The 24,446-nt window shown below is 62.4% G+C and carries 29 protein-coding genes; 14 read left to right on the top strand and 15 right to left on the bottom strand.

The features are described 5' to 3' along the window. Positions 1–237: 237 nt before the first annotated feature. Entirely contained in the window at positions 238–570 is a 333-nt protein-coding gene (locus NKH95_RS01165; RefSeq protein ID WP_023811017.1) for a hypothetical protein, read from the top strand. Between the two features lie 56 nt (positions 571–626). Then, positions 627–794, top strand: coding sequence for a hypothetical protein (locus NKH95_RS01160; protein WP_023811016.1), 168 nt, complete (start codon positions 627–629; stop codon positions 792–794). Between the two features lie 72 nt (positions 795–866). Here the strand turns inward: NKH95_RS01160 and NKH95_RS01155 are convergent, their stop codons facing one another. Next, positions 867–1,568 carry a response regulator transcription factor gene (locus NKH95_RS01155; RefSeq protein ID WP_127271440.1) on the bottom strand — a complete coding sequence of 234 codons (702 nt, stop codon included), beginning with the start codon at positions 1,566–1,568 and terminating at the stop codon, positions 867–869. A gap of 46 nt (positions 1,569–1,614) precedes the next feature. Between NKH95_RS01155 and NKH95_RS01150 the strand changes: the two genes are divergently transcribed. Together NKH95_RS01150 and NKH95_RS01145 are read left to right on the top strand one after the other, a co-directional pair. Further along, positions 1,615–2,388, top strand: coding sequence for a response regulator (locus tag NKH95_RS01150; protein ID WP_352890855.1), 774 nt, complete (start codon positions 1,615–1,617; stop codon positions 2,386–2,388). An 84-nt stretch (positions 2,389–2,472) separates the two neighbouring features. Beyond that, positions 2,473–4,560: an ATP-binding protein gene (locus NKH95_RS01145; protein WP_352890623.1), complete on the top strand. Its 2,088-nt coding sequence runs from the start codon at positions 2,473–2,475 to the stop codon at positions 4,558–4,560. A 109-nt stretch (positions 4,561–4,669) separates the two neighbouring features. On the opposite strand, the gene NKH95_RS01140 is transcribed toward NKH95_RS01145, so the two are convergent. The 6 genes from NKH95_RS01140 to NKH95_RS01115 all read right to left on the bottom strand — a co-directional run bounded on the left by NKH95_RS01140 (position 4,670) and on the right by NKH95_RS01115 (position 9,752). Next, the gene (locus tag NKH95_RS01140) at positions 4,670–5,080 is read right to left on the bottom strand and encodes a hypothetical protein (RefSeq protein ID WP_352890621.1); all 411 of its coding nucleotides are present in this window, start codon (positions 5,078–5,080) and stop codon (positions 4,670–4,672) included. A gap of 209 nt (positions 5,081–5,289) precedes the next feature. Next, complete coding sequence (locus NKH95_RS01135) at positions 5,290–6,600, bottom strand: flavin monoamine oxidase family protein (protein WP_352890619.1); 1,311 nt, start codon at positions 6,598–6,600, stop codon at positions 5,290–5,292. Positions 6,601–6,689: 89 nt separating this feature from the next. Continuing rightward, positions 6,690–7,748 (bottom strand): dipeptidase, encoded by a 1,059-nt coding sequence (locus tag NKH95_RS01130; RefSeq protein ID WP_352629279.1) that lies wholly within the window; start codon positions 7,746–7,748, stop codon positions 6,690–6,692. A 144-nt stretch (positions 7,749–7,892) separates the two neighbouring features. Further along, a complete protein-coding gene (locus NKH95_RS01125) occupies positions 7,893–8,192 on the bottom strand; it encodes a GNAT family N-acetyltransferase (RefSeq protein WP_023811010.1) in 300 nt (99 codons plus the stop codon). 2 nt (positions 8,193–8,194) lie between these two features. Continuing rightward, a complete protein-coding gene (locus NKH95_RS01120) occupies positions 8,195–8,815 on the bottom strand; it encodes an alpha/beta hydrolase (protein ID WP_352629274.1) in 621 nt (206 codons plus the stop codon). A gap of 4 nt (positions 8,816–8,819) precedes the next feature. After that, on the bottom strand, positions 8,820–9,752 hold the full coding sequence (locus tag NKH95_RS01115) for a VOC family protein (RefSeq protein WP_352629272.1): 933 nt from the start codon (positions 9,750–9,752) through the stop codon (positions 8,820–8,822). A gap of 227 nt (positions 9,753–9,979) precedes the next feature. On the opposite strand from NKH95_RS01115, the gene NKH95_RS01110 reads away from it, so the two are divergent. Beyond that, positions 9,980–11,551 carry an alkaline phosphatase family protein gene (locus tag NKH95_RS01110; RefSeq protein WP_352890615.1) on the top strand — a complete coding sequence of 524 codons (1,572 nt, stop codon included), beginning with the start codon at positions 9,980–9,982 and terminating at the stop codon, positions 11,549–11,551. Between the two features lie 48 nt (positions 11,552–11,599). On the opposite strand, the gene NKH95_RS01105 is transcribed toward NKH95_RS01110, so the two are convergent. Further along, positions 11,600–12,937: a PRC-barrel domain-containing protein gene (locus NKH95_RS01105; protein ID WP_352890613.1), complete on the bottom strand. Its 1,338-nt coding sequence runs from the start codon at positions 12,935–12,937 to the stop codon at positions 11,600–11,602. 251 nt (positions 12,938–13,188) lie between these two features. Here NKH95_RS01105 and NKH95_RS01100 point away from each other — a divergent pair, with 251 nt between their 5' ends. Further along, entirely contained in the window at positions 13,189–14,109 is a 921-nt protein-coding gene (locus NKH95_RS01100; protein WP_352611795.1) for a diacylglycerol/lipid kinase family protein, read from the top strand. Between the two features lie 29 nt (positions 14,110–14,138). On the opposite strand, the gene NKH95_RS01095 is transcribed toward NKH95_RS01100, so the two are convergent. After that, complete coding sequence (locus NKH95_RS01095; protein ID WP_352611794.1) at positions 14,139–14,342, bottom strand: hypothetical protein; 204 nt, start codon at positions 14,340–14,342, stop codon at positions 14,139–14,141. 149 nt (positions 14,343–14,491) lie between these two features. Here NKH95_RS01095 and NKH95_RS01090 point away from each other — a divergent pair, with 149 nt between their 5' ends. Then, a complete protein-coding gene (locus tag NKH95_RS01090; RefSeq protein ID WP_352866926.1) occupies positions 14,492–16,024 on the top strand; it encodes a sensor histidine kinase in 1,533 nt (510 codons plus the stop codon). A 13-nt stretch (positions 16,025–16,037) separates the two neighbouring features. Here NKH95_RS01090 and NKH95_RS01085 read toward each other — a convergent pair whose 3' ends face one another. The 3 genes from NKH95_RS01085 to NKH95_RS01075 form a co-directional block, all read right to left on the bottom strand. Beyond that, positions 16,038–16,496: a hypothetical protein gene (locus NKH95_RS01085; protein WP_352442049.1), complete on the bottom strand. Its 459-nt coding sequence runs from the start codon at positions 16,494–16,496 to the stop codon at positions 16,038–16,040. 11 nt (positions 16,497–16,507) lie between these two features. Further along, positions 16,508–16,834 carry an ElaB/YgaM/YqjD family protein gene (locus NKH95_RS01080; RefSeq protein WP_023811001.1) on the bottom strand — a complete coding sequence of 109 codons (327 nt, stop codon included), beginning with the start codon at positions 16,832–16,834 and terminating at the stop codon, positions 16,508–16,510. A gap of 128 nt (positions 16,835–16,962) precedes the next feature. Further along, positions 16,963–17,709 (bottom strand): Crp/Fnr family transcriptional regulator, encoded by a 747-nt coding sequence (locus NKH95_RS01075; protein WP_352890610.1) that lies wholly within the window; start codon positions 17,707–17,709, stop codon positions 16,963–16,965. Between the two features lie 205 nt (positions 17,710–17,914). On the opposite strand from NKH95_RS01075, the gene NKH95_RS01070 reads away from it, so the two are divergent. Further along, the gene (locus NKH95_RS01070; protein WP_050592687.1) at positions 17,915–18,226 is read left to right on the top strand and encodes a response regulator; all 312 of its coding nucleotides are present in this window, start codon (positions 17,915–17,917) and stop codon (positions 18,224–18,226) included. Positions 18,227–18,239: 13 nt separating this feature from the next. On the opposite strand, the gene NKH95_RS01065 is transcribed toward NKH95_RS01070, so the two are convergent. Beyond that, positions 18,240–18,791: an RNA polymerase sigma factor gene (locus NKH95_RS01065; protein ID WP_013529285.1), complete on the bottom strand. Its 552-nt coding sequence runs from the start codon at positions 18,789–18,791 to the stop codon at positions 18,240–18,242. A 3-nt stretch (positions 18,792–18,794) separates the two neighbouring features. Then, positions 18,795–18,998, bottom strand: a complete 204-nt coding sequence (locus NKH95_RS01060) for a NepR family anti-sigma factor (protein WP_023810998.1) — start codon at positions 18,996–18,998, stop codon at positions 18,795–18,797. Between the two features lie 213 nt (positions 18,999–19,211). On the opposite strand from NKH95_RS01060, the gene NKH95_RS01055 reads away from it, so the two are divergent. The 6 genes from NKH95_RS01055 (at position 19,212) to NKH95_RS01030 (ending at position 22,635) form a co-directional block, all read left to right on the top strand. Continuing rightward, positions 19,212–20,006 carry a response regulator gene (locus NKH95_RS01055; RefSeq protein WP_023810997.1) on the top strand — a complete coding sequence of 265 codons (795 nt, stop codon included), beginning with the start codon at positions 19,212–19,214 and terminating at the stop codon, positions 20,004–20,006. 171 nt (positions 20,007–20,177) lie between these two features. After that, positions 20,178–20,345 (top strand): DUF1328 domain-containing protein, encoded by a 168-nt coding sequence (locus NKH95_RS01050; protein ID WP_013529282.1) that lies wholly within the window; start codon positions 20,178–20,180, stop codon positions 20,343–20,345. A 176-nt stretch (positions 20,346–20,521) separates the two neighbouring features. Beyond that, positions 20,522–21,553, top strand: a complete 1,032-nt coding sequence (locus NKH95_RS01045; protein WP_164893021.1) for a sensor histidine kinase — start codon at positions 20,522–20,524, stop codon at positions 21,551–21,553. Between the two features lie 129 nt (positions 21,554–21,682). Then, the gene (locus NKH95_RS01040; protein ID WP_127295168.1) at positions 21,683–21,859 is read left to right on the top strand and encodes a hypothetical protein; all 177 of its coding nucleotides are present in this window, start codon (positions 21,683–21,685) and stop codon (positions 21,857–21,859) included. A 120-nt stretch (positions 21,860–21,979) separates the two neighbouring features. Next, positions 21,980–22,306, top strand: a complete 327-nt coding sequence (locus NKH95_RS01035; protein ID WP_352890607.1) for a hypothetical protein — start codon at positions 21,980–21,982, stop codon at positions 22,304–22,306. Positions 22,307–22,389: 83 nt separating this feature from the next. Further along, positions 22,390–22,635: a YMGG-like glycine zipper-containing protein gene (locus NKH95_RS01030; RefSeq protein ID WP_023810994.1), complete on the top strand. Its 246-nt coding sequence runs from the start codon at positions 22,390–22,392 to the stop codon at positions 22,633–22,635. A gap of 96 nt (positions 22,636–22,731) precedes the next feature. Here the strand turns inward: NKH95_RS01030 and NKH95_RS01025 are convergent, their stop codons facing one another. Beyond that, positions 22,732–24,360, bottom strand: a complete 1,629-nt coding sequence (locus NKH95_RS01025) for a CHASE domain-containing protein (protein WP_352677409.1) — start codon at positions 24,358–24,360, stop codon at positions 22,732–22,734. Positions 24,361–24,446 lie beyond the last annotated feature (86 nt).

Raw genomic sequence — 24,446 nt, 5'->3', positions numbered from 1 at the left:
TGGTTAACAAACGCCTCCTTCTAAGCCTGGCTAGAACAGGCTCGGCAGGCCCGCCCAGCCAAGACCAAGAGTCGGGAACATGAGTATCCGCCCCCAAACGAAAGTGCGAATCGGCGTCATGTGAAAGAACAGCCGTCGGCATCGAAACCAACTTGCAACAAAGCGCGGCTCCTAGCGGCATGATCCGGATACGGGCCGCGAGCAAAGTTGACGCAACGAAAACAGCCGGTAACGAACATGGGAACGAAATCGAACGCGCTGTCCTGGCTTCTCAGGATCAGCATCGCGGCAGCGGTCATCGGCGGCGTCGGCACGGTTGCCGGCACCCCGCTGACAAGCCTCGGCGCGATGACATCAGGCGAGATTTCGACGCTGCATGCCGCACTGTTTTTCGCCACGGTCTGGATTGTTTCCAGCCTGCGCATCGCCCGGCTCAAGGCCCTCTGGCGGGTCGGCCTTAGGCTGACGGGTTTGCGCGGCGCCTCCGGCAACTTGCTGCCGAGAGGACCGAAGGCCCGCGCCGCGACGGGGGGCTCCGTGGGCGGCGCGGGCACTTCGGGGGTATCCTGAAGCGACCCGCAACAGGTTCATTTCTAGGGAATTGGCATTTTTGGGGAACTGCGACGATGAAAACGAAATTCGCTGCTTCGGTGCTGTCCGCACTGCTTTACGCCCAAGGCCTGCTCGGCTTTGCCGGTCTTGCCACCATGCTTCTCAGGGACCGCGCCCATGCAAGCGAACTCACCATGGGCAGTGACATGCCGGTGGGGCCATCGCTTCTGCTGGTACGCTGAGTATCAGGAGCATCGGGCCCAGAGATGGAAAATCCGATGCCCGAAAAAAGGGATTGCGCCAGTACCCGGCAGTCAGTCGGCGAATTGCCGCGGCGGATCGAACCGATAGCCGGCTCCACGTATTGTGGTGATGGTGTCGGTGTCGAGCTTGCGGCGCAGCCGCACGATGCGCGAATCGATCGAACGATCGAAGGCGTCGGCGTTTTCGGCCGGTGCCGCGGCGATGATGTCGTCACGCGTCAGCACCTTGCGCGGACTGGCCAGGAACAACCTGAGCAGCGCCACCTGGCCGGGCGAAAGCTGTTCCTCGGAGCCGGAGCGATGCATGACCATGGCCGATCTCAGATCGACGGTCGCGTTCTCCAGCACGATCAGTTCCTGGGTGCCCCTGCCGCGACGCGAAAGCAGGCCGCCGACACGGGCGGCCAGTTCACGGACATTGAGCGGGCTCTCGACGACGTCGGCCGCACCAAGCTCCAGCGCCAGCACCTTGTCGACAAGATCGGCCGGCCGGCAGATGAGGATAAAATCCGGTCCGCCCTCGCCGCCTCCTCCTTGGCCGCCATAACGTCTGAGCAGGTCCCGCCCCTCCGCCTGGCTGAGGCTGTCGCCGACGACGACGACGTCGATGCCCTTTCCCGACAGCAGCGATTCGGCCTCCCAGGGCTGACGTGCCTGATGCACATCGTGGCCGCGCCGCTCGAGATGGTCGGCGAGTTCGGTCGCCACCACTTCGGCTACCGAAACGAGCGCAATAACGGATCGTGCGGCCATCTTTTCCAACCGTTCCCTGGCAACCCGGATATGAGTGCTGGACATGATGTTTATACCCAATCTACTTTCCACTGAAAGTGGGAGCGAAAGCATCGTGCGGGCAAGAATTGTCATCGTCGAGGATGAGCCCGACCTCAGGGACGCGGTCGCAGAATATCTTGGCGCATCCGGCTATGACGTGGCCACCGCTGAAAGTGCTGCCGCGGCGCGCAGCCTCGTTGAAACGCAATCGTTTCATCTCGCCATTCTCGACATCGCCATGCCCGGCGAGGACGGCCTCTCGCTCGGCCGCTGGCTGCGTTCGAAACTGCCGATCGGCATCATCTATGCGACCGCGGCCGGCACCGCGCTCGACCGCATCGTCGGGCTGGAACTCGGTGCCGACGACTACATCGTCAAGCCCTACGAATTGCGCGAAGTGCTGGCCAGGGTGCGCAGCGTGTTGCGCCGGGTTCCCCAGCCGAAGGAGCTCCAGGACAACAAGGCCGGGACGGATCGCCGTTCCGTTGCCTTCGGCCCCTTTCAGGCCGATCTCGACGGCAGACTGCTCACCGGCGCCAATGGCGCGGTGATCGACATGGCCAAGAGCGAGTTCGACGTGCTGGAGATTTTCCTCACCCGCGCCAACCGGCTGCTGACGCGCGCCGCTATCTCCGAGGCGATCGGTTTCACTGAAGATCCGGAATCGTCACGCGCGGTCGACATTCGCATCATGCGGCTACGCAAAAAGATCGAGGCCGATCCCGCCAATCCGAAATTCCTGCGCACGGTGCGCGGCGAGGGCTATATCTTCTCGCTGCCGGCCGGCGACGGGAACTGAGCTCCGAGCCAGAAGGATTCGGTTGCTCGCCAGCCGAAATTGGCACGACTCCGAATTGGCGCGACTCCGGAATGACGGCACAAGATGATCGCTGAAGCAGCAAGCACCGATATGCAAGGGTTCAGGCAGGGCGCGGCGATGGCGGCCGTGCGCGTCGTTCGCCGGCTTCGCGAGGCCGGCGACTGGCAGCGCGAGATGGACGGCATACTGGAAACGCTCTGCCGGGCCATGGATTGCCAGCGCGGGATCCTGTTTCGCTTGCGCGAACTGTCCGGCCAGGGCTTCGCCCAATCCGTCGCCGCCTATTGGATCGACCCTCTTTTTGGCGGCGAACTGGCATCGCCGACCGTCATCATGCAATCGATCGTCAATTCGGACCCGCTGCTGGAGCGGCTGGCCGAGGACGAACGGCAAGGCAAGATCTTCGCCGGCCATACGCGCGACCTCGAAGGCTTCCTGAGGACCGATTTCGAGAAGCAGGACATTAAATCGTTCCTCTCGGTGTCGGTCTTCGCGCATGGCCATCTCTGGGGCACGCTGGCGGTCAATGACTGCGTCAGCGAGCGTGCATGGACCGACGAGGAAGAGGCGACGCTGCACATCATCGCCCTGGCTATCGGCGACGCCATCGAGCGCTCGCCCTCCGACGCCCACGCCAGCGAGGTCATTCGCCGCACCATGCTGCAGGCCTCGCTCGACGCCATCGTCGTCATCGACGAGACCGGCTCGATCATCGAATTCAATCCGGCCGCCGAGAAGATGTTCGGCTTCCAGCGCAGCGACATCCTCGGCAAGGACCTGCTCGATACGATCGTGCCTATCTACTACCGCAAGGGCTATGCTTCGGGGGCCGAATACATGTCCGGCCGCGGCGCGCCGATGGTCGGCCAACGGCTCGAGACGGTGACCCAGAATGCCGCCGGCGAAGTGTTCCCGATCGAGCTGACGGCGACCGAGATGCGGGTTGCCGACCGCCGCCTGATCTTCGGCTCCATCCGCGACCTGCGCGACAAATTGCGCGCCGAGGAGGAGATCGGCCGGCAGCGCGAGAAGCTGCACCAGAACGAGAAGATGGCGGCGATGGGTTCGTTGCTGGCCGGCGTCTCGCACGAGCTCAACAATCCCCTGGCAGTGGTTGTGGCGCAATCGACGCTGCTGCACGAATTCGCTTCCGATCCGCAGACCAAGGTGCGCGCCGAGAAGGTGCGCGCCGCGGCCGAGCGCTGCGGCCGGATCGTCAAGAGCTTCCTGTCGATGGTCCGCCTCCATCCGGCGGCACAGGCCGAGACCGACCTCAACCAAGTGATCCGGTCGGCACTCGAAGTGACCGCTTATGGTGCGCGCTCAAGCGGCATCGTCATCGACACCGATTTCGCCGCCGGCCCGCTGCTGGCCATGGCCGACGCCGACCACGTGACGCAGGTGGCGGCCAATTTCCTCATCAACAGCCAGCACGCCTTGGCCGGCATTGCCGGCGACCGGCTGATCAAGGTGCGGACGTTCCGCAGCGACCGCGGTCATCCCTGCTTCTCGGTCGAGGACAATGGGCCCGGCGTGCCGGAAGCGATCCGCGGCCGCATCTTCGAATCCTATTTCACCACCAAACCGGTCGGTGTCGGCACCGGCATCGGCCTGTCGATCTCGAAATCGATCATCGAGCGGCACAATGGCAATGTCTGGTTCGAGGAAGTGCTCCCGAGAGGCGCGCGCTTCGTCGTCCAGCTGCCGGCCATCGTGGCCGGCCTCGCCACCGCCGGCGAGAACCAGCCGCGATCGAGCGGCCTGCGCCATGCCTTGATCATCGACGACGAGCCGGATGTCGCCGGCTCGCTCTCCGACATTCTCGAACTGATGGGCATCAAGTCACGGATCGTTCCTGTCTGGGAAACGGGCGCCGCCACTTTGAGCGGCCACATGCCGCCGGACATCGTCTTTTCGGACCTGCGCATGCCCGGCGTTAGCGGCATATCGATCTATCGCGAGTTGCTCACCGAAAAGCCTGATCTGGCACGGCGTTTCGTGCTGGTCACAGGCGACCTGATCGGTGCGAAAGCCGAAATCGAGGCGCTGCCGGCACAGCAGCGGCCGCAGATCCTGGAAAAGCCGTTCAGCACTTTGGATGTGCGCAGTGTGCTGTCCGCCATTGCCGAACAGGCGGCCCTGAAAGGATAAAAAAAGGCCCCGGGGGCGGGGGCCGAAGAAGAGCGCGCTGGAGGGAGCGCTCGGGGAGTCCAGAGCATGATCCCAAAGCGGGAACGGTTTCGGATCATGCTTCGACAAATCAGAAAATATTCGGCGCATCGGCCAAGGGTGCGGCATTGGCGATCATGCGGATGGCGCGGCTCTTGTGTGTTCCGGACTGTTCGGCGATGGCGCGCAGGCAATCGATACTCTCGGCACCCCATGCCTGGCCCTTGCAGGCGAAGTCGGTCACCGGCACCGGCAGACGCGCGGTCCTGGTCGTCGTCTGCGCGCCGTCGATGAGATTGGACGGCGGATTCAACGAAGCGAAGGCCGGCCCGATTGTCGGCGTGAACGCCATGCCGACGAAGGCGCAAGCAGCCAGCACCATGAACATCGCCATGGGGTGGTCGCTGGCCCGCTGGCGCAGCGCCAGTTTCGGACGGCGGTCATTGCGCTCTGGAGCCTGAAAGCGGCTCTCGCCGCGGATCGTCTGGATTTTCGCATGCATTGCGTTCCCCTTCGCTGAGTTTCTTTTGGCGGTGAAATGAACTTATCCGCACTTTGTAACGGCGATGAGGTGGCGAAGGACTGGCACTGTAACGAATTCGAAACAGCATTTCGGGCGAAGTCGGGCAAAATCGGGCATGGCTTCGACGGCGCTCGGGCTCGAGGCGCAACCTGACCGATCTTGCCAAACAGTTTTTCGAAAGACCAGGCTCAGGCCGGAGCTTGAAGCTCGGCAATGATCTTGTGCGCGGCGATACGCCCGGCAATGATAGCGCCCTCGACATACCCCGGAAACGACGGCGAGAGTTCTGAACAGGCGAGATACACCGGGGGTGCGCCGGCAAGGATCGTTCGCTCGGCATCTCTTGCTGTCACGTCGACAACAAGATCGCTGTACGCGCCGCCGCTCCAGCGATCTCCTACCCAGTCACGCAAACTAAAATCGATGACGTCGCCGGCACTCGGGCCAAGGGCTGCCTCCAACCGGCCGGTCACCTCCGCACGCAGTTCCGGCTCGCCGAGGTCGCGCCAGCGCAGCGCGAGCGGCCCGCCGACGAACACGACGAGCGCGGCATGCTCCACATCCTTGCCGGCGTCGCAGGCAAACAGTCCCGGCGGATCGAGCCACATCACCATGCCGTTCAAATCCCCCCCGCGCCAAAACGGTTTGGCATAGCGCACCAGGATCTTGATAGCCGCGCCGCTTTTCCAGGCTCCGAGCGCCCGCCCCAGTCCGGCTGGCAAGGCGGGGGCAAAGGCGAGCTCCGTCACCGTCGCCGGCGGGACGGCAACCAGAACCGTGCACGCCTCGATGGCACCTCCGGCCGAAACGACAAGAACACCTTGCGAACTGTGCTCGATGCGCGTGACCGGCTCATTGAGCCGCAGCCGATCGCCAAGGTCGCGGGCCAGATCGTCGGCCAGCGAATGCATGGTTTCACGCACGAAATATTGCAGCTCTGGCACCTCGTTGGTGACGCGTCGGTCATTGTCGATCAGATACCAGAGAGGAATCTGATCCAGCGCCATGCACCAGAGACCTTCGATCATCGAACGGAAGACGGCCCTGGCATCGGCCGAATCGCGCTGGCGGGCAAGCCAGTCGGCAACGGTCAGCCCGGCAATCGAGACATCGTCCGGATCGATCCCGTTCATGCGCTCGCGGATTGCCATTGCCGCGTCATAGATCCGCTCTGCTCGTTGTACGGACATCGTCGGCTGGGTGATGAAATCGCCATCGACGTAGGTTTCAACCAGCGTCTTGCCGCGCGCCTCGATCAGCGCCATCAATTCCGGCATGTCCTCGCACAGGAACTGGCCGCCACTATCGATCCGTTCGCCAAGTCCGTTCAGTCGGGACTCGACGCGTCCGCCCACGCGGTCGCGTGCTTCGAGCAGGATGAAATCGATGTCGGCCTTCTGCATCTCGAGCGCCGCCGACAGGCCCGTGAAACCCGCACCGACGATGACGACATCGGTTCGCTCGAATTCCCCGCCCTCATCCGTGAAGGTCTTCAGCATCCACCCAATCGCATCCGGCTTCCACAGACGAAGTATGTCCTTGTCGACATATGCCGGCGGGCCGCACACGCCATGCCGCAGGCTTGTCTCTAACCTATCGTTTTCTCGAGCATATTGAGCCAGTTGCGATAGGCGATTTTTTCGATCAGTGCGCGGCCGAAACCGCGTGCCGCCAATGCATCGATCAGCTTCGGCAGGCCGGCGACATCGCCGATGACGGCCGGGATCATGGCGCCGTCGAAATCGGAGCCAAGACCAACGCCGTCCTCACCCAGCGCCTGCAGCAGCGAATCGATATGCCGCACCATGATGTCGAGACTTGTGTCGGCATTCATGCGACCGTCCTCGCGCAGGAAGCCGGTTGCGAAGTTCAGCCCGACCATGCCGCCGGTTTCGCGGATCGCGCCGAGTTGCCAGTCGGTCAAGTTGCGCGAATGGCCGCAGATCGCGTGCACGTTGGAATGGGTCGCGACCAGCGGCGCATCGCTGAGCGCCGCGACATCGCGAAAGCCCTTCTCGTTGAGATGCGAGAGATCGATCATGATCTTCAACTGGTTGCAGGCCTTGACCAGCGCCTTGCCGGCATCGGTCAGGCCGGGTCCGGTGTCGGGCGAGGACGGGAAGCGGAACGGCACGCCGTGGCCGAAGGCGTTCGGACGGCTCCAGACGATGCCGAGCGAGCGCAGGCCGGCTTCATGCAGCACGTCGAGCATGGTGAGCTCGGGATCGATCGCCTCGACCCCTTCGATGTGGAACACCGCTGCGATCGAACCTTGCGCCATGGCATTGCGCACATCGCCGGCGCTACGGCAGACGGTGAGCGCTCCGGCCCGTTCCAGCCTGAACAGGATCGAGGCCATGGCGATCGTCGAGGTCAGCGCCTCATTGCGCGGAACCTCGGGCGGCAGCGGTTCGGCGACGCTCGGCGCCAGGGGCACGGCGCCGCGCCCGGATTTCTCGACAGGCGGCGGAAAGATGGCGAACATGCCCCCGGCGAAGCCGCCGGCTTTCGCGCGTGGCAGGTCGATATGGCCGCCCGATTTCCCCTCGATGAACAGTTTTTCGACGTCCGTGTCTTTCGACTGATAGAGTCTGAGCAACGTGTCGTTGTGGCCGTCGAAGACGGGAACGAGATCGGTTTCGGTCATTGGGGGATCATTCGGTTCGTTTGTCGGCGCGGCGGCTAGGATATATCCTATCTACTTAGGCAGGATGCGCCACCCGCGCAAATGCCAAAGCCGCCCCGGCAGGATGGCAGCCGCTTGCCGCGCCGTTTCCAAGCAACGAAATCCCTACCGCTTCAGCACGTCGGCCCATTCCTGATGGCGGCGGAACTGGGCGTTGGCGAACGGGCAGAGCGGGATGATCTTCTTGCCTGCCGCACGCGCATCCTCGACGGCGCGGGTGACGAGCCGAAGCCCGGCACCCTGGCCGCGAAAGACGTCCGGCACTTCGGTGTGGTCGATGATGATCTGGTGCTCACCGATCTTGGTGAAGGTCATCTCGGCCTCGGCGCCATCGGGTCCACGCAGGACATAGCGGCCCTTGGAACCGCGATCCTCAAGTTCGATCTCAGGCAGTTGTTCAGGCATCGCTATGCTCCTTGGGCAGCATCGGCAAAGAACCGCCGTGCCGCCTCGATCTCGTTTGGCCGCACCTCGTGCCCGCCATCGTGCCATTCCACTGTGACATCGGCGCCGTCGGCACGCAAATAGGCCTCGAGCCGCGTGGTCAGGTTCGGCGGACAGATCGGGTCGCGCTTGCCGGCGGTCATCAGGATATGGCGGCCGGCGAGGCTGCCCTTGACCTGCGGCTCGAACGGGATCAGCGGATGCATCAGCACCGACGCGTCGAACAGCGCTGGAATCGCGAACACCACGGAGGCCAGGACATTGGCGCCGTTGGAATAGCCGAGACCCAGCACGGATGACGGCTTCGCTGCTTCGACATGGGCCTTGACGAAGCCCGCCATCTTATCCGTCGCCCGCGCCAGATCGTCCATATCGTAGACGCCCTCGCCGGTGCGGCGAAAGAAGCGCGCGGCACCCTGTTCCAACACATCACCGCGCGGCGAGATGATGGTTGCCTGGGGCGCGAGATCGCGCCCCAGCGACAGAAACTGGTTCTCATCGCCTCCAGTGCCATGGAAGACGAACAGCAATGGGCCGCCCGGCGAACCGGGCAGCAGCTTGTGGATGTAAGCGTCCTTACTCATGACCTCAGCCTTCCAGTCTCGGCAGATTCTGTTCAAGATAGGGCCGCAGGTGCTGGTGCTGTGTCGGCAGCTTCAGCGCTTCGCCCAGATGAGCGGTATCCTCGTCGCGATCGAAACCCGGCTCGTTGGTGGCGACTTCGAACAGCACGCCACCCGGTGTGCGGAAGTAGATCGCCCAGAAGTAGTCGCGATCGATCACCGGCGTCACCCCATAGCCGGTGTCCATCAACGCCTTGCGCACCTCGAGCTGCCTGGCGCGGTTCTCGACCGCGAAGGCGACGTGATGGACGGAGCCGGCACCGAGATCGGCGAAGGCCGTGCTCGGCAACGATTCGATGTCGATAATATCGGCGCCGTTGCCGTTCTTCACCGCCAGCCGCCTGAGATTGCCGGACTTGTCGACTTCCTCATAGCCCATGAACTTCAGCAGCTCCTCAGTGGCGCCGCCATCCTTCAGCCTGAGCGATACCGAATGGAAACCGCGGATCGCCTGGTCGACCGGAACACCGCCTTTCGCCCAGGGCGCTCTGCCGTCGCCCTTGCCCTCGACCAGCGCGAAGCCGTCACCATCCGGTCCGGCAAAAGCCAGGCGCTTCTCGCCGAAGGTCTCTTCGCGCGAGAGGCCGGTGACGCCCTCATCGGCAAAACGTTTTTCCCAATAGGCAAGCGTGCCTTCCGGCACCGAGTAGACGGTGGTTCCGACTTCGCCGACGCCATGCCGGCCCTTGCCGATGTCGGGGAAAGGGAAATAGGTCATCACCGAACCCGGCGTGCCGGTCTCATTGCCATAATAGAGATGATAGACGTCGGGCGCGTCGAAATTGACAGTCTTCTTGACCCGGCGCTGGCCGAGTTTCCTGGTGAAGAAATCGTTGTTCTGGCGGGCATCCCTGGCCATCGACGTGACGTGATGCAGGCCCTTGATCTGGTCGAGCATTGTCTTGCTCCTTCCCTTGGTACTTGTGCGGCCCTCGCCGCTGTCCATGCCAATATGAGGACCAGAGCAGTTTACGCAAAGGCGGCAAACACAGAATGGACTGTGTCGCAAAAGTGAACGATGGAACAGAGTTCGTTCACCAATTGGCTCGCAGAGTCGGGCTTGCGCCGTGGCCAGAATTCGTTTCCATGAACGGCATTCGACATTCCGGGACAAAGGTATCGTGAGTGACTGGAAAAGCCAGGCGGCCCAACATTCTCCTGATCACATGCGATCAGTGGCGTGGCGATTGTCTGTCCGCAGCCGGTCATCCGGTCGTGCAGACGCCGAATGCCGACGCTTTGGCCGCGGAGGGTGTGCTGTTCAAGCGGCACTATGGCGGCGCGGCGCCCTGCTCGCCCGCCCGCGCCTGCCTCTACACCGGTCTCTACCAGATGAACAACCGCGTCTGCCGCAACGGCACGCCGCTCGACGCCCGCCACGGCAACATCGCGCTCTCGGCTCGCGCTCTGGGCTATGATCCGACGCTGTTCGGCTACACCGACGTCTCGCTCGATCCGCGCCTGCTGGCCCCGGGCGATCCGCGGCTGCAAAGCTATGAAGGCGTGCTGCCCGGCTTTACGGTGCGCCAGTTGCTGCCGGAGCACCAGAAGCAATGGCTATCCTGGCTGGAGCTGCAAGGTGTCGACGCCAGCGCCGGGTCCCCCGACATCCACCGTCCGCTGGCCGACGGCGTGGCCGGGACCACCATCAGCAACGCGCCGCCCGTCTACTGCGGGCAACAAACCCCGGCGGCCTTCCTGACCGGCGAATTCACGCGTTGGCTTGGCGAACAGGAGCACGCCACGCCGTGGTTCGCGCATCTTTCCTTCATCAGCCCGCACCCGCCCTTCATTGTGCCGGAGCCCTACAATACAATGTACGATCCGGCTGACGGCGCGGCCTTCCGGCGCGCGGCAAGCTGGCAAGAAGAGGCGGGAAACCATCCCTACCTTGCCTATGATCTCGGCCGGCAGAAACAGATAAAATTCCGCCCAGACGCCAGAGGCAAGGTGCTCGACTGGAGCGAAGACGATTTTCGCCGCATCCGCGCGATCTATTACGGCATGATTTCCGAGGTCGACGCGCAGCTCGGTCGCGTCTGGCAAGCGGTTAAGGCCGCAGGCGCGTGGGACGACACCATCATCCTTCTGACCTCGGACCATGCCGAGATGATGGGCGACCATTTCATGCTGGGCAAGGGCGGCTATTTCGACGGCAGCTATCACATTCCGCTGATCATTCGCGATCCGCGCCACGGCAAGGCGGCCGGCGGCAGTGTCGACAGCTTCACCGAAGCGGTCGACATTTTGCCGACGCTTCTCGACCTGCTCGGCGAAAAGCCCGCGCCGCATCTCGACGGCGCCTCGCTGAAGCCGTTCCTGAGCGGAGAAACCCCTGCGGCGTGGCGCGATGCCGCGCATTGGGAGTTTGACTTCCGCTCGATTGCCGCGGGCGAGGCCGAAAACCATTTCGGCATCGCCGCACGCCAATGCAACCTCGCCGTTATCCGCACGGAAAATTTCAAGTATGTGCATTTCGGCGGCAACCTGCCGCCGCTGCTGTTCGATCTGGAAAACGATCCGGGCGAGCTGGACAATCTCGCGGCTGACCCCAGTCATCTCACCGTGCGCCTGGAATTCGCCGAACGGCTGCTCGCCTGGCGGGCCGAACATCTCGACCAGTCGTTGGCACTGGCCGAATTGACCGAGAACGGCCTAGTCGGCCATGCCGCTGGCCTGCCACCTGGCCACACATAAATAAAGCCCGCGCTGTTGCCAGCGCGGGCTTCATTTGGCTGAACAGAATTACCTTACGATCATGCGCTGCTGATCGCGCTGTTCGGCATAGCTGCCCTTGTCATAGGCGGTTTGAGCCTCGAGCTGTTCCTTGGTGAAGGTCGTGTACAGGTATTTGTTGCCGTCCTTGTCGGTCATGAATTTGAGATTATCCATGCCGACCGCGACTTCCTTCTCGCCAATGCCGAGGAAGCCGCCGACGTCGACGATCACCGCGTCGGCCTTCTTGTCGGGCGCAAGCACGACATCGCCGATCTCGCCGACCCTGGCGTCGTTGGCGCCGTAGACAGTCGTGCCCTTCAGGTCATCGGCACGAATCTCGCCGACCGGCATCTCGGTCAACGTCGACTTGTCGATGGCGGCAGTCTGTGTCTGGTCGGGAGCCGAGGCGTCAGGGGTCGTCGCTGCCGGAGCTTCGGCGGTCTTGTCTGCCGGAGCGACAGCAGGAGCCGTGGTGTCAGAGGGTACAGCTGCCGGAGCGGTGGCCGCAGGCTCATTGGAAGCCGTCGTTGCCGGCGCCGGATCATAGGCCTTGCGGTCGAAATCCGGCTGCGCCTGCAGCTCTTCCTTGGTGGTCTGGGCGACCAGCCAGCGGTCGCCATTCTTCTCGGCCCACTGCGCCTTGGAGAAGTCATAGGTGACGTTCTTGGCGCCGAGACCAAGGAAACCACCAACGCCGATGACAAGGGCCTCGGCCTTGCCTTCCCTGGTCAGCACGATGTCGTTGACGTCGCCGATATTCTGCGCGTCGTCGCCGGTGCCGTTATAGACATTTTCACCGATGATGTTGGTGGCAAGGTTACCATCCGCGCGCTTCACCGGTTCCGCCGGTGCGGCGTTCATGTCGGCCGGCTTTTGTGCCGTATCCGTCGTAGCGGGTGCCGTCGGTGCTGTCGCGTCGGTCGATGCGGCAGGCGCCGGGGTCGGCGCGTAGGGCTTGCTGTCGAATTCTGCCTGTGCCGTCAGCTCGTCCTTGGTCGTCTGGGCTACCAGCCAGCGGTCGCCATTCTTTTCGGCCCACTGCAGCTTACCGTAGTCGAAGGCGACGCTCTTGGCGCCGACGCCCAGAAAACCGCCGACGTCGATGACAACGGATTTCGCCTGCCCATCCTTGTCGAAGACGACGTCGCTGACCTTGCCGATGTTCTCGGCGTCATCGCCGGTGCCGTTGTAGACGGACTCACCGATGATGTTGGTGACGATGCTGCCCTCTGCGCGGACCGTCGCGACGCTTGACTCCTGAACGGCTGGACTCTGCGCCGGCGCTGGGGTCGTCGCACTCTGCGCATGAGCTGCGGTGGCGATCAGCGTTGCGAGTGCGGTGGTGGCTAAAAGATTGCGGATCATGATAGTCTCTCCTCGTGCCTGATCTCATGCGCCGCGTGTTCGTTGGAAAATCGGACGCGGCATCTACAGGTTCACAACGTTGTGACCAGTCTGTTGTTCCGACAAAACCGCTGTCGTCGGGGAAACGAAACCACAGAAATGATCGCGCCGCCGGGCAGCCACCCCGTGGCAAGGGAACCTTTCCGTCGCCGCCGCGTTTCAGCCATAGGCTGGGTGTCCGGCCGCTTTTGGCTGACACGGTGGAGCGGGGCATGAAATTCGCAGCGGTGCTGAACCGGGATGGCGGCACTTTGCGTACCACCGACCTCGCCGCTTTCTCCGACAGGATGCATCAGACGCTGGAGACGGCCGGTCACTCGCTCAGCATCGAGATCGTCGCCGGCAAGGACGTGGTGGAAACGCTCGACAGCGCGGCTTCGCGTCGCTCGGTCGATATCGTGCTGGCGGGTGGCGGCGACGGGACTATTTCCGCCGCAGCCGCCCGGCTGATGGGCACGAAGAAGGCGCTTGCCATATTGCCGGCCGGCACCATGAACCTGTTCGCACGCGGACTGGGCATCCCGCAGTCGCTCGACGGCGCGCTGAAATCCTTCGCCGACGGCGAAATCATAGCGGTCGACGTGGCGACGGCCAATGGCCAGCCTTTCGTGCACCAGTTCTCGATCGGCATGCATGCGAAGATGGTGCAACTGCGCCAGAAGATGGAATTCGGTTCGCGGTGGGGAAAGATCCGCGCCTCGGCCAAGGCGGCTTGGGCGACGATCAACAATCCACCTGCGATGAATGTGACGCTCAGCATCGGCGATGCCGAAATGGCGGCACGCATCACCGGCATCGGCATCACCAACAATTTGTTCGGTGAAGGCCATTTGCCCTACGCCGACAATCCGGCGGGCGGCGTGCTTGGCGTCTACGTTACGGTGGCGAAGCAGCGCGCCGAGCTGGTCAAGTTCTTCTTCAACATGGCGCGCGGCAAATGGCGCGACAACGAACATGTCGAAATTCACCAGACGAACAGAACGGTGCTGAAAATCCATTCGAGCAGCCGCAAGTTTCGCGCCGTCATGGACGGCGAATTGGTCAGACTTGACCGTGAAACGGTAATCGAAATCCAGCCTGGTGCGCTGAATGTACTGGTGCCGGCTAGCGCGGCTCAATCGAGAGCCGCCTGATGCGGTGCGTTGCGACGAACAAACCGGCTTTAACCAGCAGGAGCCTGCTCGGTGGTGTTCGGCGGTGTGGGGACGTGCTGTTCGTCGCTGGTTGGCGCCTTGATCAACACACCATAGATCTCGGCAATGCCCCACGCGGCAAACACCAAAAGCAATGCGGCGATCAGGATTCGAAATCCATGCCAGCCCCATCGCCCCTGCCGCGCCTTGTTTTCTGGAATGATCTTGGCCATGCTCGATCCCTGTCTCATACTGCACCAACTGGCGCGCTCGGCAAATCATGGTCGGGTAACGGTTCCTCGCTAGGATGGTTCCGGAAATGCGCCCTGGCCTTGCACCAGCGCAAGCATGGGGCGGCGAAGACCGGGACGAGGCAATTAGGGTGACTGGCAAGACGCAAACAACACCCGATCTGCCGGCCGAAGTTGCGCGCGCAGTCAAGGATGTTGACCGGCTCGCTGTGCTGCACGGGTTGGAGATGCTGGATACGGCGCCCGACCCCGATTTCGACCGGGTCAGCAGCCTTGCCGCGGCGGTGATGCAGGCGCCGATGGCCCTGGTCACACTCGTCGACCTCGAACGGCAGTGGTTCAAATCCTGCTTCGGCCTGGACGAGACCGAAACGGCGGCCGACGTCTCGTTTTGCGCCCATGCGATTTCCGCCGGCGACGAGCCCATGGTGGTCGTGGATGCAACGACGGACCCCCGTTTCAAGACCAACCGGCTGGTCACCGGAAAACATCATGTCCGCTTCTATGCCGGCGCGCCGATGATCGTGGCAGGTGCCCGCATCGGTACTCTGTGCGTGCTCGACCGCGAGCCGCATGGTTTTCCATCCCGCGCCGAGCTCGACCAGTTGAAGGCGCTCGCCAGCCTCGCCGCCAGCCTGTTCACCCTCAAGGATGCAACCCGCAGCGGCGCGATCGCCGAGGCCGCACTGGTGCGCGAGGAAAAACGACGCGCCATCGCACTCGATGCGGCGTCGCTCGCCAGTTGGGCATGGGACATCCGCACCGACATCATCGAATGCGACACATTGATGTCGGAGCTGTTCAGCCTGCCCCGCTCCAACCGGCTGCGCGCACGTGACATCCTCGCCGCCATCGATCCGCGTGACGTCTACCAGACCGAAACCCGCTTTCGCGACGCCCTGACCGGCAGCGACGACTATTTCGGCGAATACCGGGTGAAGGGCTTTCATCCGCCGCGCTGGCTCGCCACGCGCGGCCGTGTGATCGAGCGTGACGGCGACGGCAAGCCGACGTTGATCTTCGGCGTCAACTACGACATCTCCGAGCGCAAGCTCGGCGACGAACGGCAACGGCTGCTGCTGCGTGAGCTCAACCATCGCGTCAAGAACACTTTGGCGACCGTCCAGGCGCTGGCAACCCAGACCGTGCGCCACGCCCACCAGCCAAGCCAGTTCCTCGAGGCCTTCGGCGCCAGGCTTCAGGCCTTGGGCATCGCCCACAATCTGTTGTCGGACCGCGAGTGGCGTGGCATCGGCATCAGTGAACTCGTCCAAATCGAGGTCAAACCTTTCGAAACGGCCGAGCAGCCGCGCATGACGATCTCCGGCGACGACCTGCTGCTGTCGCCCGACCAGGCCATCGGGCTTGGCCTGATCCTGCATGAACTCGCCAGCAACGCGCTGAAATATGGCTCGCTGTCGGTGCCGTCAGGCAGGGTCGACCTCGGCTGGAGGACGCAAGGCAGGAGGGATGCCCGGCGTCTTGTGCTGACCTGGCGCGAAAGCGGCGGCCCGCAAGTCGCTCCGCCGGATCGGCACGGCTTCGGCTCGATCCTCATTCGCCGCAGCCTGGCCAAGGTCATTTCCAGCGAAGTGACCCATGAATTCCGGCCGGAAGGCGTGTTTGCCGAAATATCGATGCCCCTCGAAGAGCTGTCGAAGTGACCTCCCAACAGCTCTACTTCCGCTCGCTCTCATCCGGATCGTCGGATTTCACGTTCTCGCGGTAGATGGCGTAGGCCGCGAGTGCCACGGCCGGCCCCAGAATGACGCCGAGACCGCCTTTTCCCTTAAGCAGGCTCGGCAGCACGGCGAGTGCGGCGGTGATGCCGATCGCCTTCATGTCGGCATTGCGGCGCCGCGCCCGGCGCCGGGCGCGCGAGCCTGCCGATATCCGGTAGACCAGCAGGACAACCCCGGCAAGCACCAGAAAACCGACGCCGAACCCCAGTGCCGCGGCAAGCGGCCCATAGCGCATCGCCGTCCAGATATAGGCGGCCCCGACAAGAAAGCCGAGACCGCAAAGTGCGGCGGCCATGGCGATCACATAGACGATTGCCGCCGTGCGCGCCCGGTATATGGCGGCCACGGTCTCCCCCGAGGCGAGACCCGAGATCAGGGTTGCCAGCATTCCCATCCGAAGCGCGACTAGCGACGCGCGATGAGCGCGAAAAGGAAGCCGACGCCGGCGGCGATCGCCAGTGACGTCACCGGCTTTTCGCGTACACTTGCCATCATCTGCGCTTCGATGTCCTTGGCATTGCTGCGCAGGCTATCAAAGGCTGCTTCGCCCTGCGCACGCAACTGCTCGACCCCTTCCGTGGCTGCGCGGCGCGCGGTGCCGTAACCATGCTCGCCGGTCTTGGCCAGTTGTTTGGTGAGCTTGTCGATGTCGGCCTTCAACTGCCTGATGTCGGCTTCCAGGTCCGCATTTGCACGGGCGTCGTTTGCGGTCTTTCCTGCGGCAGTGGCCATGGCTTAACTCCTTGTGATTGCTTGGTTTCAAACGCGCTGCCCGCCTCAAGGTTCCGGCATTGGGGACAAAGTAGCCGAAAACGCATCGGCGCGCACCCGGTCCGTCGGCTCCCGCAAAAGACGCTTCCTCAGATTAATGGCCGGCGCGCTTCACCCAGCCCTTCCCAGCCGGCGAGCCGCTTGAGGCCTTCATTGTCGGAGACCACGCAGCCGCCGTCGCGCCAGACGATCAGCTTGCGATCCATCAGCTTGCGGATCGTCTTGTTGGTGTGAACCAGCGACAGGCCGAGCGTATCGGCAATGTGCTGCTGCGTGATCGGTATCTGGACAGTTTGGCTGCCATTCAGTCCAACGACCTTGGCGCGGCTGCCGATGAAGGCGATGAGATAGGCAGCGCGCTCGATCGCACTGCGGCGCCCGAGGCTGAGCAGGTTCTCGTCCAGCATCCGCTCTTCACGCGATGCGATCCAGGTGATGTCATAGGCCAGCCCGGGATGATTGCGGTACAGCTCATGCAGATATTCGCGCTCGAAAACACACAGCAGCATCGGCGACAGTGCCTCCACGGAATGCTGCATCTCGCCCATCACACTGCCTTGCAGGCCGATCAGATCGCCGGGCATGAGATAGTTGAGGATTTGGCGGCGGCCGTCCCGCAACAACTTGTAGCGAAACGCCCAGCCGGAGAGCACGGTGTAGAGATGGGCGCTATGGCTTCCCTCCACCAGCACCGTGCCACCCTTTTCGACTGCGAGTTCGCCCTTCTTGAATTTGCTGATGAAGGCCAGTTCCTGTTTTTCGAAATCGCGGAAAATCGGCAACGGCCGCAATGGGCAGTTCTCGCAAGGATATTGGCTATTGTTCTGGACTGACATTTCGACCCCCTTCGAAAGCCCGCTCTTGGAGGAGCGCGTTTCCCGTTGCAAGGATTGAGATTCCGCCCGCTTGCCACATGTCTTTTTTAAATGACAGCAAGCGAATTAGCGATCATGACTCCGGCGTTTCAAGGAGTCTTTGCCTGTGCCCACATTGCTTGACGGATTGCGGATTCTGGTCCTGGAGGACGAATTTCTGATCGCCATGGATGTCGAGCAGCTTTGCCGCGACCATGGCGCCGATGAGGTGGTGATCGCCCGTGACCTGACCGAGGTCGATGGCCGCGAGGTCGCCACGCGATTCGATGCAGCCATTGTCGACTTGATGCTGGGCGGTGTCTCGACGATCGATTTCGCCTCCGGCCTGCGCGCGGCAGGCATACCTTTCGTGTTTGCGTCGGGCTATTCGGATGCAGAGGAGATCAAGGCATCGTTTCCGGGCGTCAGGCTGATCGGCAAACCCTATTCGGGTGAAGACCTCGTGCAAGCGGTCGCCGCGGCCTGCGGACGCGCTTGAGACACGATCGCGGTCAGCTTGCCGGCGAGCTCGTTACCTGGGCCGAAATTGCGTCCGGACCATACTCGTCCTCGCCTGATATTTTCAGGATCTCCTGCAAGCGCGTACGGGCTCGGCTGACGCGGCTCTTGATCGTCCCCACCGCGCAACCGCAGATCTCGGCGGCCTCCTCGTAGGAGAAACCAGACGCGCCGATGAGGATGATGGCTTCGCGTTGGTCCTCCGGCAATTGTTCCAGCGCCCCACGAAAATCCTTCAGGTCAAGCTGGCCGTGCTGAGCCGGATGAACGGCAAGCCTGGCCGTCATGATACCGTCGCTGTCCTGCACTTCGCGCCCGCGCTTGCGCATCTGCGAATAGAACTCGTTGCGCAGGATGGTGAAAAGCCAGGCCTTGAGGTTGGTGCCGGGCTGGAAGCTCTCATGCTTGTCCCAAGCCTTGACGAGCGTTTCCTGGACGAGGTCGTCGGCTTTATCGGCATTTTGAGTCAGCGACACGGCGAACGCGCGCAGACTTGGGATTGCCCCAAGCAGATCGGTCTTGAAGCCTTGGGAGACCGCGGCCATGCCTCAGTCCTTCTTCTGTGCGGGTTCAGCCTGTTCCAGCTGGCTAAGCAACTGGGAAAAGCGATCCGGCACATCGTCGGAGACCAGCGCGTCGTAATATTGTTTGAGTTTGCGTCCGATTTCGGAGTTCGGTCCAAGAGCATCACCAGAACCGTTCCGGCGCCTGCTCTCGGCGCCAGCCAGAATATCTTTCGTCATATCCTTCATTTTGCCCTTGTATTCCCAGCGCTCAAGCCGCTCTTATCATACTCAACACAACGCAAGCGGCGCCCTCGTCTGGTTGCCCATCCCGACCACAAACGCCACTCCCCGGCTTTTGTTCCGTCGAGGCGGAACTTTTTCAAAAAATCCGCGTTAACGTCAGGGCTTGCAGTCAGCTTGACCTATGCAATCACGTCATTCTGAGGGAGACGTCTTACCATGAGCTTATCCGCCACCATCGCACCACATCTGCCCTTCCTGCGCCGCTTCTCGCGGGCTGTTTCCGGGTCGCAAGAGAGTGGTGATGCGCTGGTAGCCGCGATGCTCGAGGCCATCATCGCCGATATCGAGATATTTCCCGAAGCATCGAGCGACCGCATCGCGCTGTACAAGGTTTTCGCCAAGCTGTTCACATCCGTCGCCATCCGCGTCCCGCAGGAGCAGGCGCAATCGGCGTGGGAACAGCGCACCGCCGCCAATCTGAATGCGATCGCGCCGCGGCCTCGTCAGGCCTTTCTGCTCGTGGCTGTCGAAGGCTTCAGCGAGGACGAAGCGGCTGAGATCCTCGACGTCGGCGACCAGGAGTTTTCAGAGCTGCTTGCCCAGGCGAGCAACGAGATATCCCGTCAGGTGGCAACCGACGTTCTGATCATCGAGGATGAACCACTGATCGCCATGGATATCGAAGAAATGGTAGAGAGCCTCGGGCACCGCGTCGTTGGAACGGCGCGCACCCATGCCGAGGCAGTGATGATGTTCGGCAAGACACGGCCGAAGATGGTGCTGGCCGACATCCAGCTTGCCGACGGCAGTTCCGGCATCGAGGCCGTGAACGAGATCCTGTCATCGACGTCGGTGCCGGTCATCTTCATCACCGCCTTCCCCGAGCGCCTCTTGACTGGCGAACGGCCGGAACCGGCCTTTCTGGTCACCAAGCCGTTCAATCCCGACATGGTCAAGGCGCTGATCAGCCAGGCACTGTTCTTTGACCGCCAGGCGAAAGCCGCCGCATAGTCGTGAATTGGGGAAGTGGTAATCGTGCCGCCTGATGCACGCGGGCGGCGACGGTGAAATTCCTGCGCGCTTCCTGCTTGAACGATTTGCAAGCTCGGTCTTTTTCGGCAAAGGGTGGGAACAAACCGCAGCCACCCACGTTTTTATCGCACCATTCGAAGGAGATGCATCATGCTTTACTGGGCGCTCGTATTTCTCGTCGTTGCGATCATCGCCGGCGCGCTTGGTTTCGGCGGCATCGCCGGTACATCTGCCGGCATAGCGCAGATATTGTTTTTCATCTTCCTCGCTTTCCTGGTCATTTCGCTTCTTGCGGGCCTGTTCAAACGGGCTTCATAACAACGAACGGCCGAACACTGGAAGCCGCACCCCTCAAACGGTTTCCAGCCACCGCCGGGCGGTGTCCTAAAGGACGCCGTCCGGCGGACCGTTTTTTGGCGGCGGGTTCGGGAAACCTGTTTGGAACCCATTCACCGGTGAGCCGTTCAGCCTGAATTGGGTGGACAGTTTGGCCGATGGGTTCCAGGACCGGAAACAGGAAGGACGACGTGCAAAGCGATGAAGTCATCGCCCTCCATCCTGCCGAAAGCGGCATGCAGCTCGGCCGCGCCCTTCTTCACGCGTTGCACAATGCCGGCATTTCCGTTCTCTACCAGGATCGCGAGATGAAAACCGTATGGGCGCGCAACATGCGTGCGCCCTGGGTTTCGGACACCACCGACAGCATCGGTATTCTGCCGGAGGCGCAGGCCGACCGCATCGGCGCGGCCAAGCGCGACGTCATTGCATCCGGCAACCCCCAACGTCTCGAGATCAGCGTTCCCGTCGAGGATGGCAGCCGCTGGTTTGAGGTCTGGATCGATGCCGACCACGGCGACGGCGGCACGGTGCAAGGCGTCGTCACCACAATGGTCGAGACGACCGAGCAAAAGCGCCGCGAGCAGACCCTGACGACGCTGTTGCGGGAGGTAAGCCATCGCTCCAAAAACCTGCTGGCGATCATCCAGAGCATAGCCACCCAGACCGGTCGCTACTCCGACAGCATCGGCGATTTCCTGACACGCTTTCGCGGCCGGCTGCAATCGCTGGCTTCGTCCCAAGATCTCGTGACCTCTTCCAACTGGCGGGGTGCAGCACTTCGCGAACTCGTATCGGGCCAGGTGGGCCGCTACGGCGGCGATCCGGTTCGCAGCCTGAGATTTCAGGGGGCAAACCCCTATCTCAATCCCAACGCTGCCCTGCATATCGGCCTTGCGATGCATGAACTCGCCGTCAATTCGGTGAGCTATGGCGCCCTGTCGCGGCCCGATGGATTCGTCGATGTTACAGCTAACCTGACCGCCGCCGACACGGGAACCTCCCTGTCCCTGACATGGGCCGAGGCAATCGGAGCCAGTGATGTTAGGCGTAGCGAGAAGCGCTTCGGCAGCGTCGCACTCGAACGGGTCGTGCCGACGTCGCTGAACGGAACGGCGACGCTCGAAATCGCGGCTGGCCGTCTCGAGTACCGCCTTGTCGTTCCGCACGGCAATTTCGAGACGGATTGAGCGACCCGAGCTTCCTTAACCAGCTGTTCACCATAAAAGCAGATGCTGTTTTTCCCAGATACCGCTGGAACTTGTTGCATCACCGAACATTTCCGCAGCAGGATTGCAGCATGGTGCGGGAGGAATGCCTTGACGGTTGCCGACATGAACAGACTGGAGCAGGCCGCCCGGATTTCCATGGGCGAGTTTGAGGACTCCGAGGCATCCGCGCCACCGCTGGCCCCTGTTCCCAATGGGGCCTTGCGCCTTGTCGCGCTGGGCCTGCTGGCCGTGATCGCGGTGGTCGCCCTGTACCAATTGGTCTGAGGCCAGCTCGTTTCGGCCGGTGACAGAATCGATTGTCGCCCTCTTACTTCCCTGCCCGGCCCAGCGAGCCAGGAACTTTGGCGAATGTAGACCGTTACTATGGCGAGAGGACTTCCCGCCATGGAACATATCGCTGCATTGCTGCTGGTCATCGGTTGCTCGAACACCATGGCCGACTGCCGTGAACTCCAGGTGCCCAGAAGCGTTTTCGCGAGCGCCGAGCAATGCTTGGCCGAACGCCCGTTCGCCTTGGGCGACGTGCAAGGGCAGGCTGACAACATCGTCGCCAAATGCCTTGCCGTCGATCCGGCGCTTGAAGACGACTATGATAAGATCGTCTGGAATGTGCGCGCCGATGGTACGCTTGACGCGTCTTTGGCAATTTCCAGCCTCGTAATGGCGTCGAACGCGGCACGCCCAGAAAAAGACTATCTTCACCAACAATAGATTGCAGCAGCAAAGGCCGTCATTTCATGCTAAATGGCAGCTGGAGCTTTACCAAGTGAGGACAAAAAGTGAGGAGTGACTCTATGCGGAAGATGATTATTGCACTGGTTGCGGTGGTTGCCGTCAGCGGCTGCACCTCGACCGAGCAGGACGTGGTTGGCGGCGGCTTGATCGGCGCCGGTGTCGGCGGCTTGGTCGGCGGCGGCAAGGGCGCGCTGATCGGCGCGGCCGTTGGTGCCGGTTCCGGCCTGCTGGTGCGCAACCTGCGCAACGGCTATTGTCAATATCGCGATCATCGCGGCCGGATCTACACGGCTCGCTGCAACTAATTCGGCGATAATCGAAACGTGGATCCGGAGGCCGGTCCGCTGGCCTTCGGATTTTTCATGTCTGGACGCTTGATCCTTTTCGGGTGAAGGTCGCGCTCAGTTGGCGAGTGGAATTTTGATTTCAACGTTCAGCCCATTGGCCTGGTAATCGCGTTTGATCGTACCGCGCAGCTCCCGCGTCACGTTGAGATCGATCAGCTTGGTGCCGAATCCGGTCTTGGCTGGCGCTTCGAGTTTCGTCTGCCCGTTTTCGCGCCAATTGAGAGCCAGCGTCCTGTCGCGCCCGCGCCCTTCGACCGACCAGTCCACTTTCAGCGCGCCGACGGAATTGCCGGCTTCGCCGTATTTCAGCGCATTCGTCGCCAGTTCGTGGAAGGTCAGGCCGAGCGCTTGCGTCGTGGTTTCGTCGAGCAGCACCTGCGGCCCTGACAGCAGCCCCTCGGGCAGCTCCTTGCCGAACACCTGGCCGAGTTCGATGCGCAGGAGATCGCCAAGATCGGCCTTCTGCCAGCGCGAGCGCGTCAGCATGTCCTGGGACGCCGCCATCGCCTGCAGCCTGGCCGAGAAGGATGCGGAAAACTCGTTGACGTCGGTAGCCCGCGATGCCGTCTGGCGCGCGATAGCCAGCACCCTGGTGATCGAATTCTTGATGCGATGCTTCATCTCCTGCAGCATCAGGTCTTTTTCGATCAGGCTCTTTTCCGTCGTTTCGTGCAACCGCGACGCTGCCTCATAGGCCCGCTCCTGATAGCGCGCCACCAGCGCGATGGCGCCCGCCAACAACAGGCCGAACAGCCCCAGCATCACCGGAATGGCGCGCGACGACGGCTGCGAGAAGGCGCTTGTCGGCCGGAACAGGACAGTCCATGGCCGTCCGGCGACGATGATCTTTCGGGTGACCAGCAGCCTGTCGCCGAAAGTCGACGCCGGCGGCGTCTCCGACCGGAACAGCAGATTATCGCCGTTCACGGCACCATCGCCATCATAGATTTCGGTGTTGACCGGCAGCAGCGGCGACCGGCTGAGCGCGGTCTGGAACAGATCGCGAGCCCGAAAGGCCGCATAGAGAAAACCGGCCGTCGAGGATCTCGAAGCATTGATGACGTCGGGAGCGGTTTCGACATTGAGCCGCACGAAAACGAAGAAGCCGGTGAACGTCTGCGCGGCGCCCGTGTCCTGGCCCAGCTGCACCAACCCGCTGGCGTGCTGCTGGTCGTCGGACATCGTCTTTTCGATCGCCACACGCCGCACCGGTTCGCTGAACATGTCGTAGCCGATGCCGGCTTGGTTGGATGGATCCAGCGGTTCGAACAGCACGATAGGGGTACGCCAGGATTGCGTGGTATCCGGGTAGATTGGATGACTGACGCCATAATCGTGCAGCATATCGCGTTCGACCGTCGCCTCGTCGCCCGCCTTTGCCAGCCTGAGGAAACCGATGCCGCGCAAGCCGGCGAAATTCTTGTCGACATCGAGCGCGTTGAAGAACGCCTTGAACTCATTGCGAGAAATATCGCCATTGCGGGCGTCGAACAGGGCCTGCGTCGAGCGCAGCAGCGACAGATGCAGGTCGATGCGGCTCTCGATCCGGTTGAGCGCATCGTCGGCAGTCGCCTCGAACTTGATGCGCGCGGCTTCCTGCGTGGCGAAATAAGCAAAACCTGCCATCACCATGCTGATCAGCGCGACGGCGATAAAGGCGATGATCGGAAAAAGCTTCTTCAACGGATCGTGCGGTCCCTGAGCGATGTCGGACCTTTATGGGCAAGTCGCCGTGCCAACACAATGCCAAGGCCAAGCCATCCTTACGG

Source organism: Mesorhizobium sp. M0848, from assembly GCF_040319805.1.
GTDB lineage: Bacteria > Pseudomonadota > Alphaproteobacteria > Rhizobiales > Rhizobiaceae > Mesorhizobium.
The sequence above is the reverse complement of the archived record's forward strand: the minus strand, read 5'-3'. Positions and strand labels throughout refer to the sequence as shown.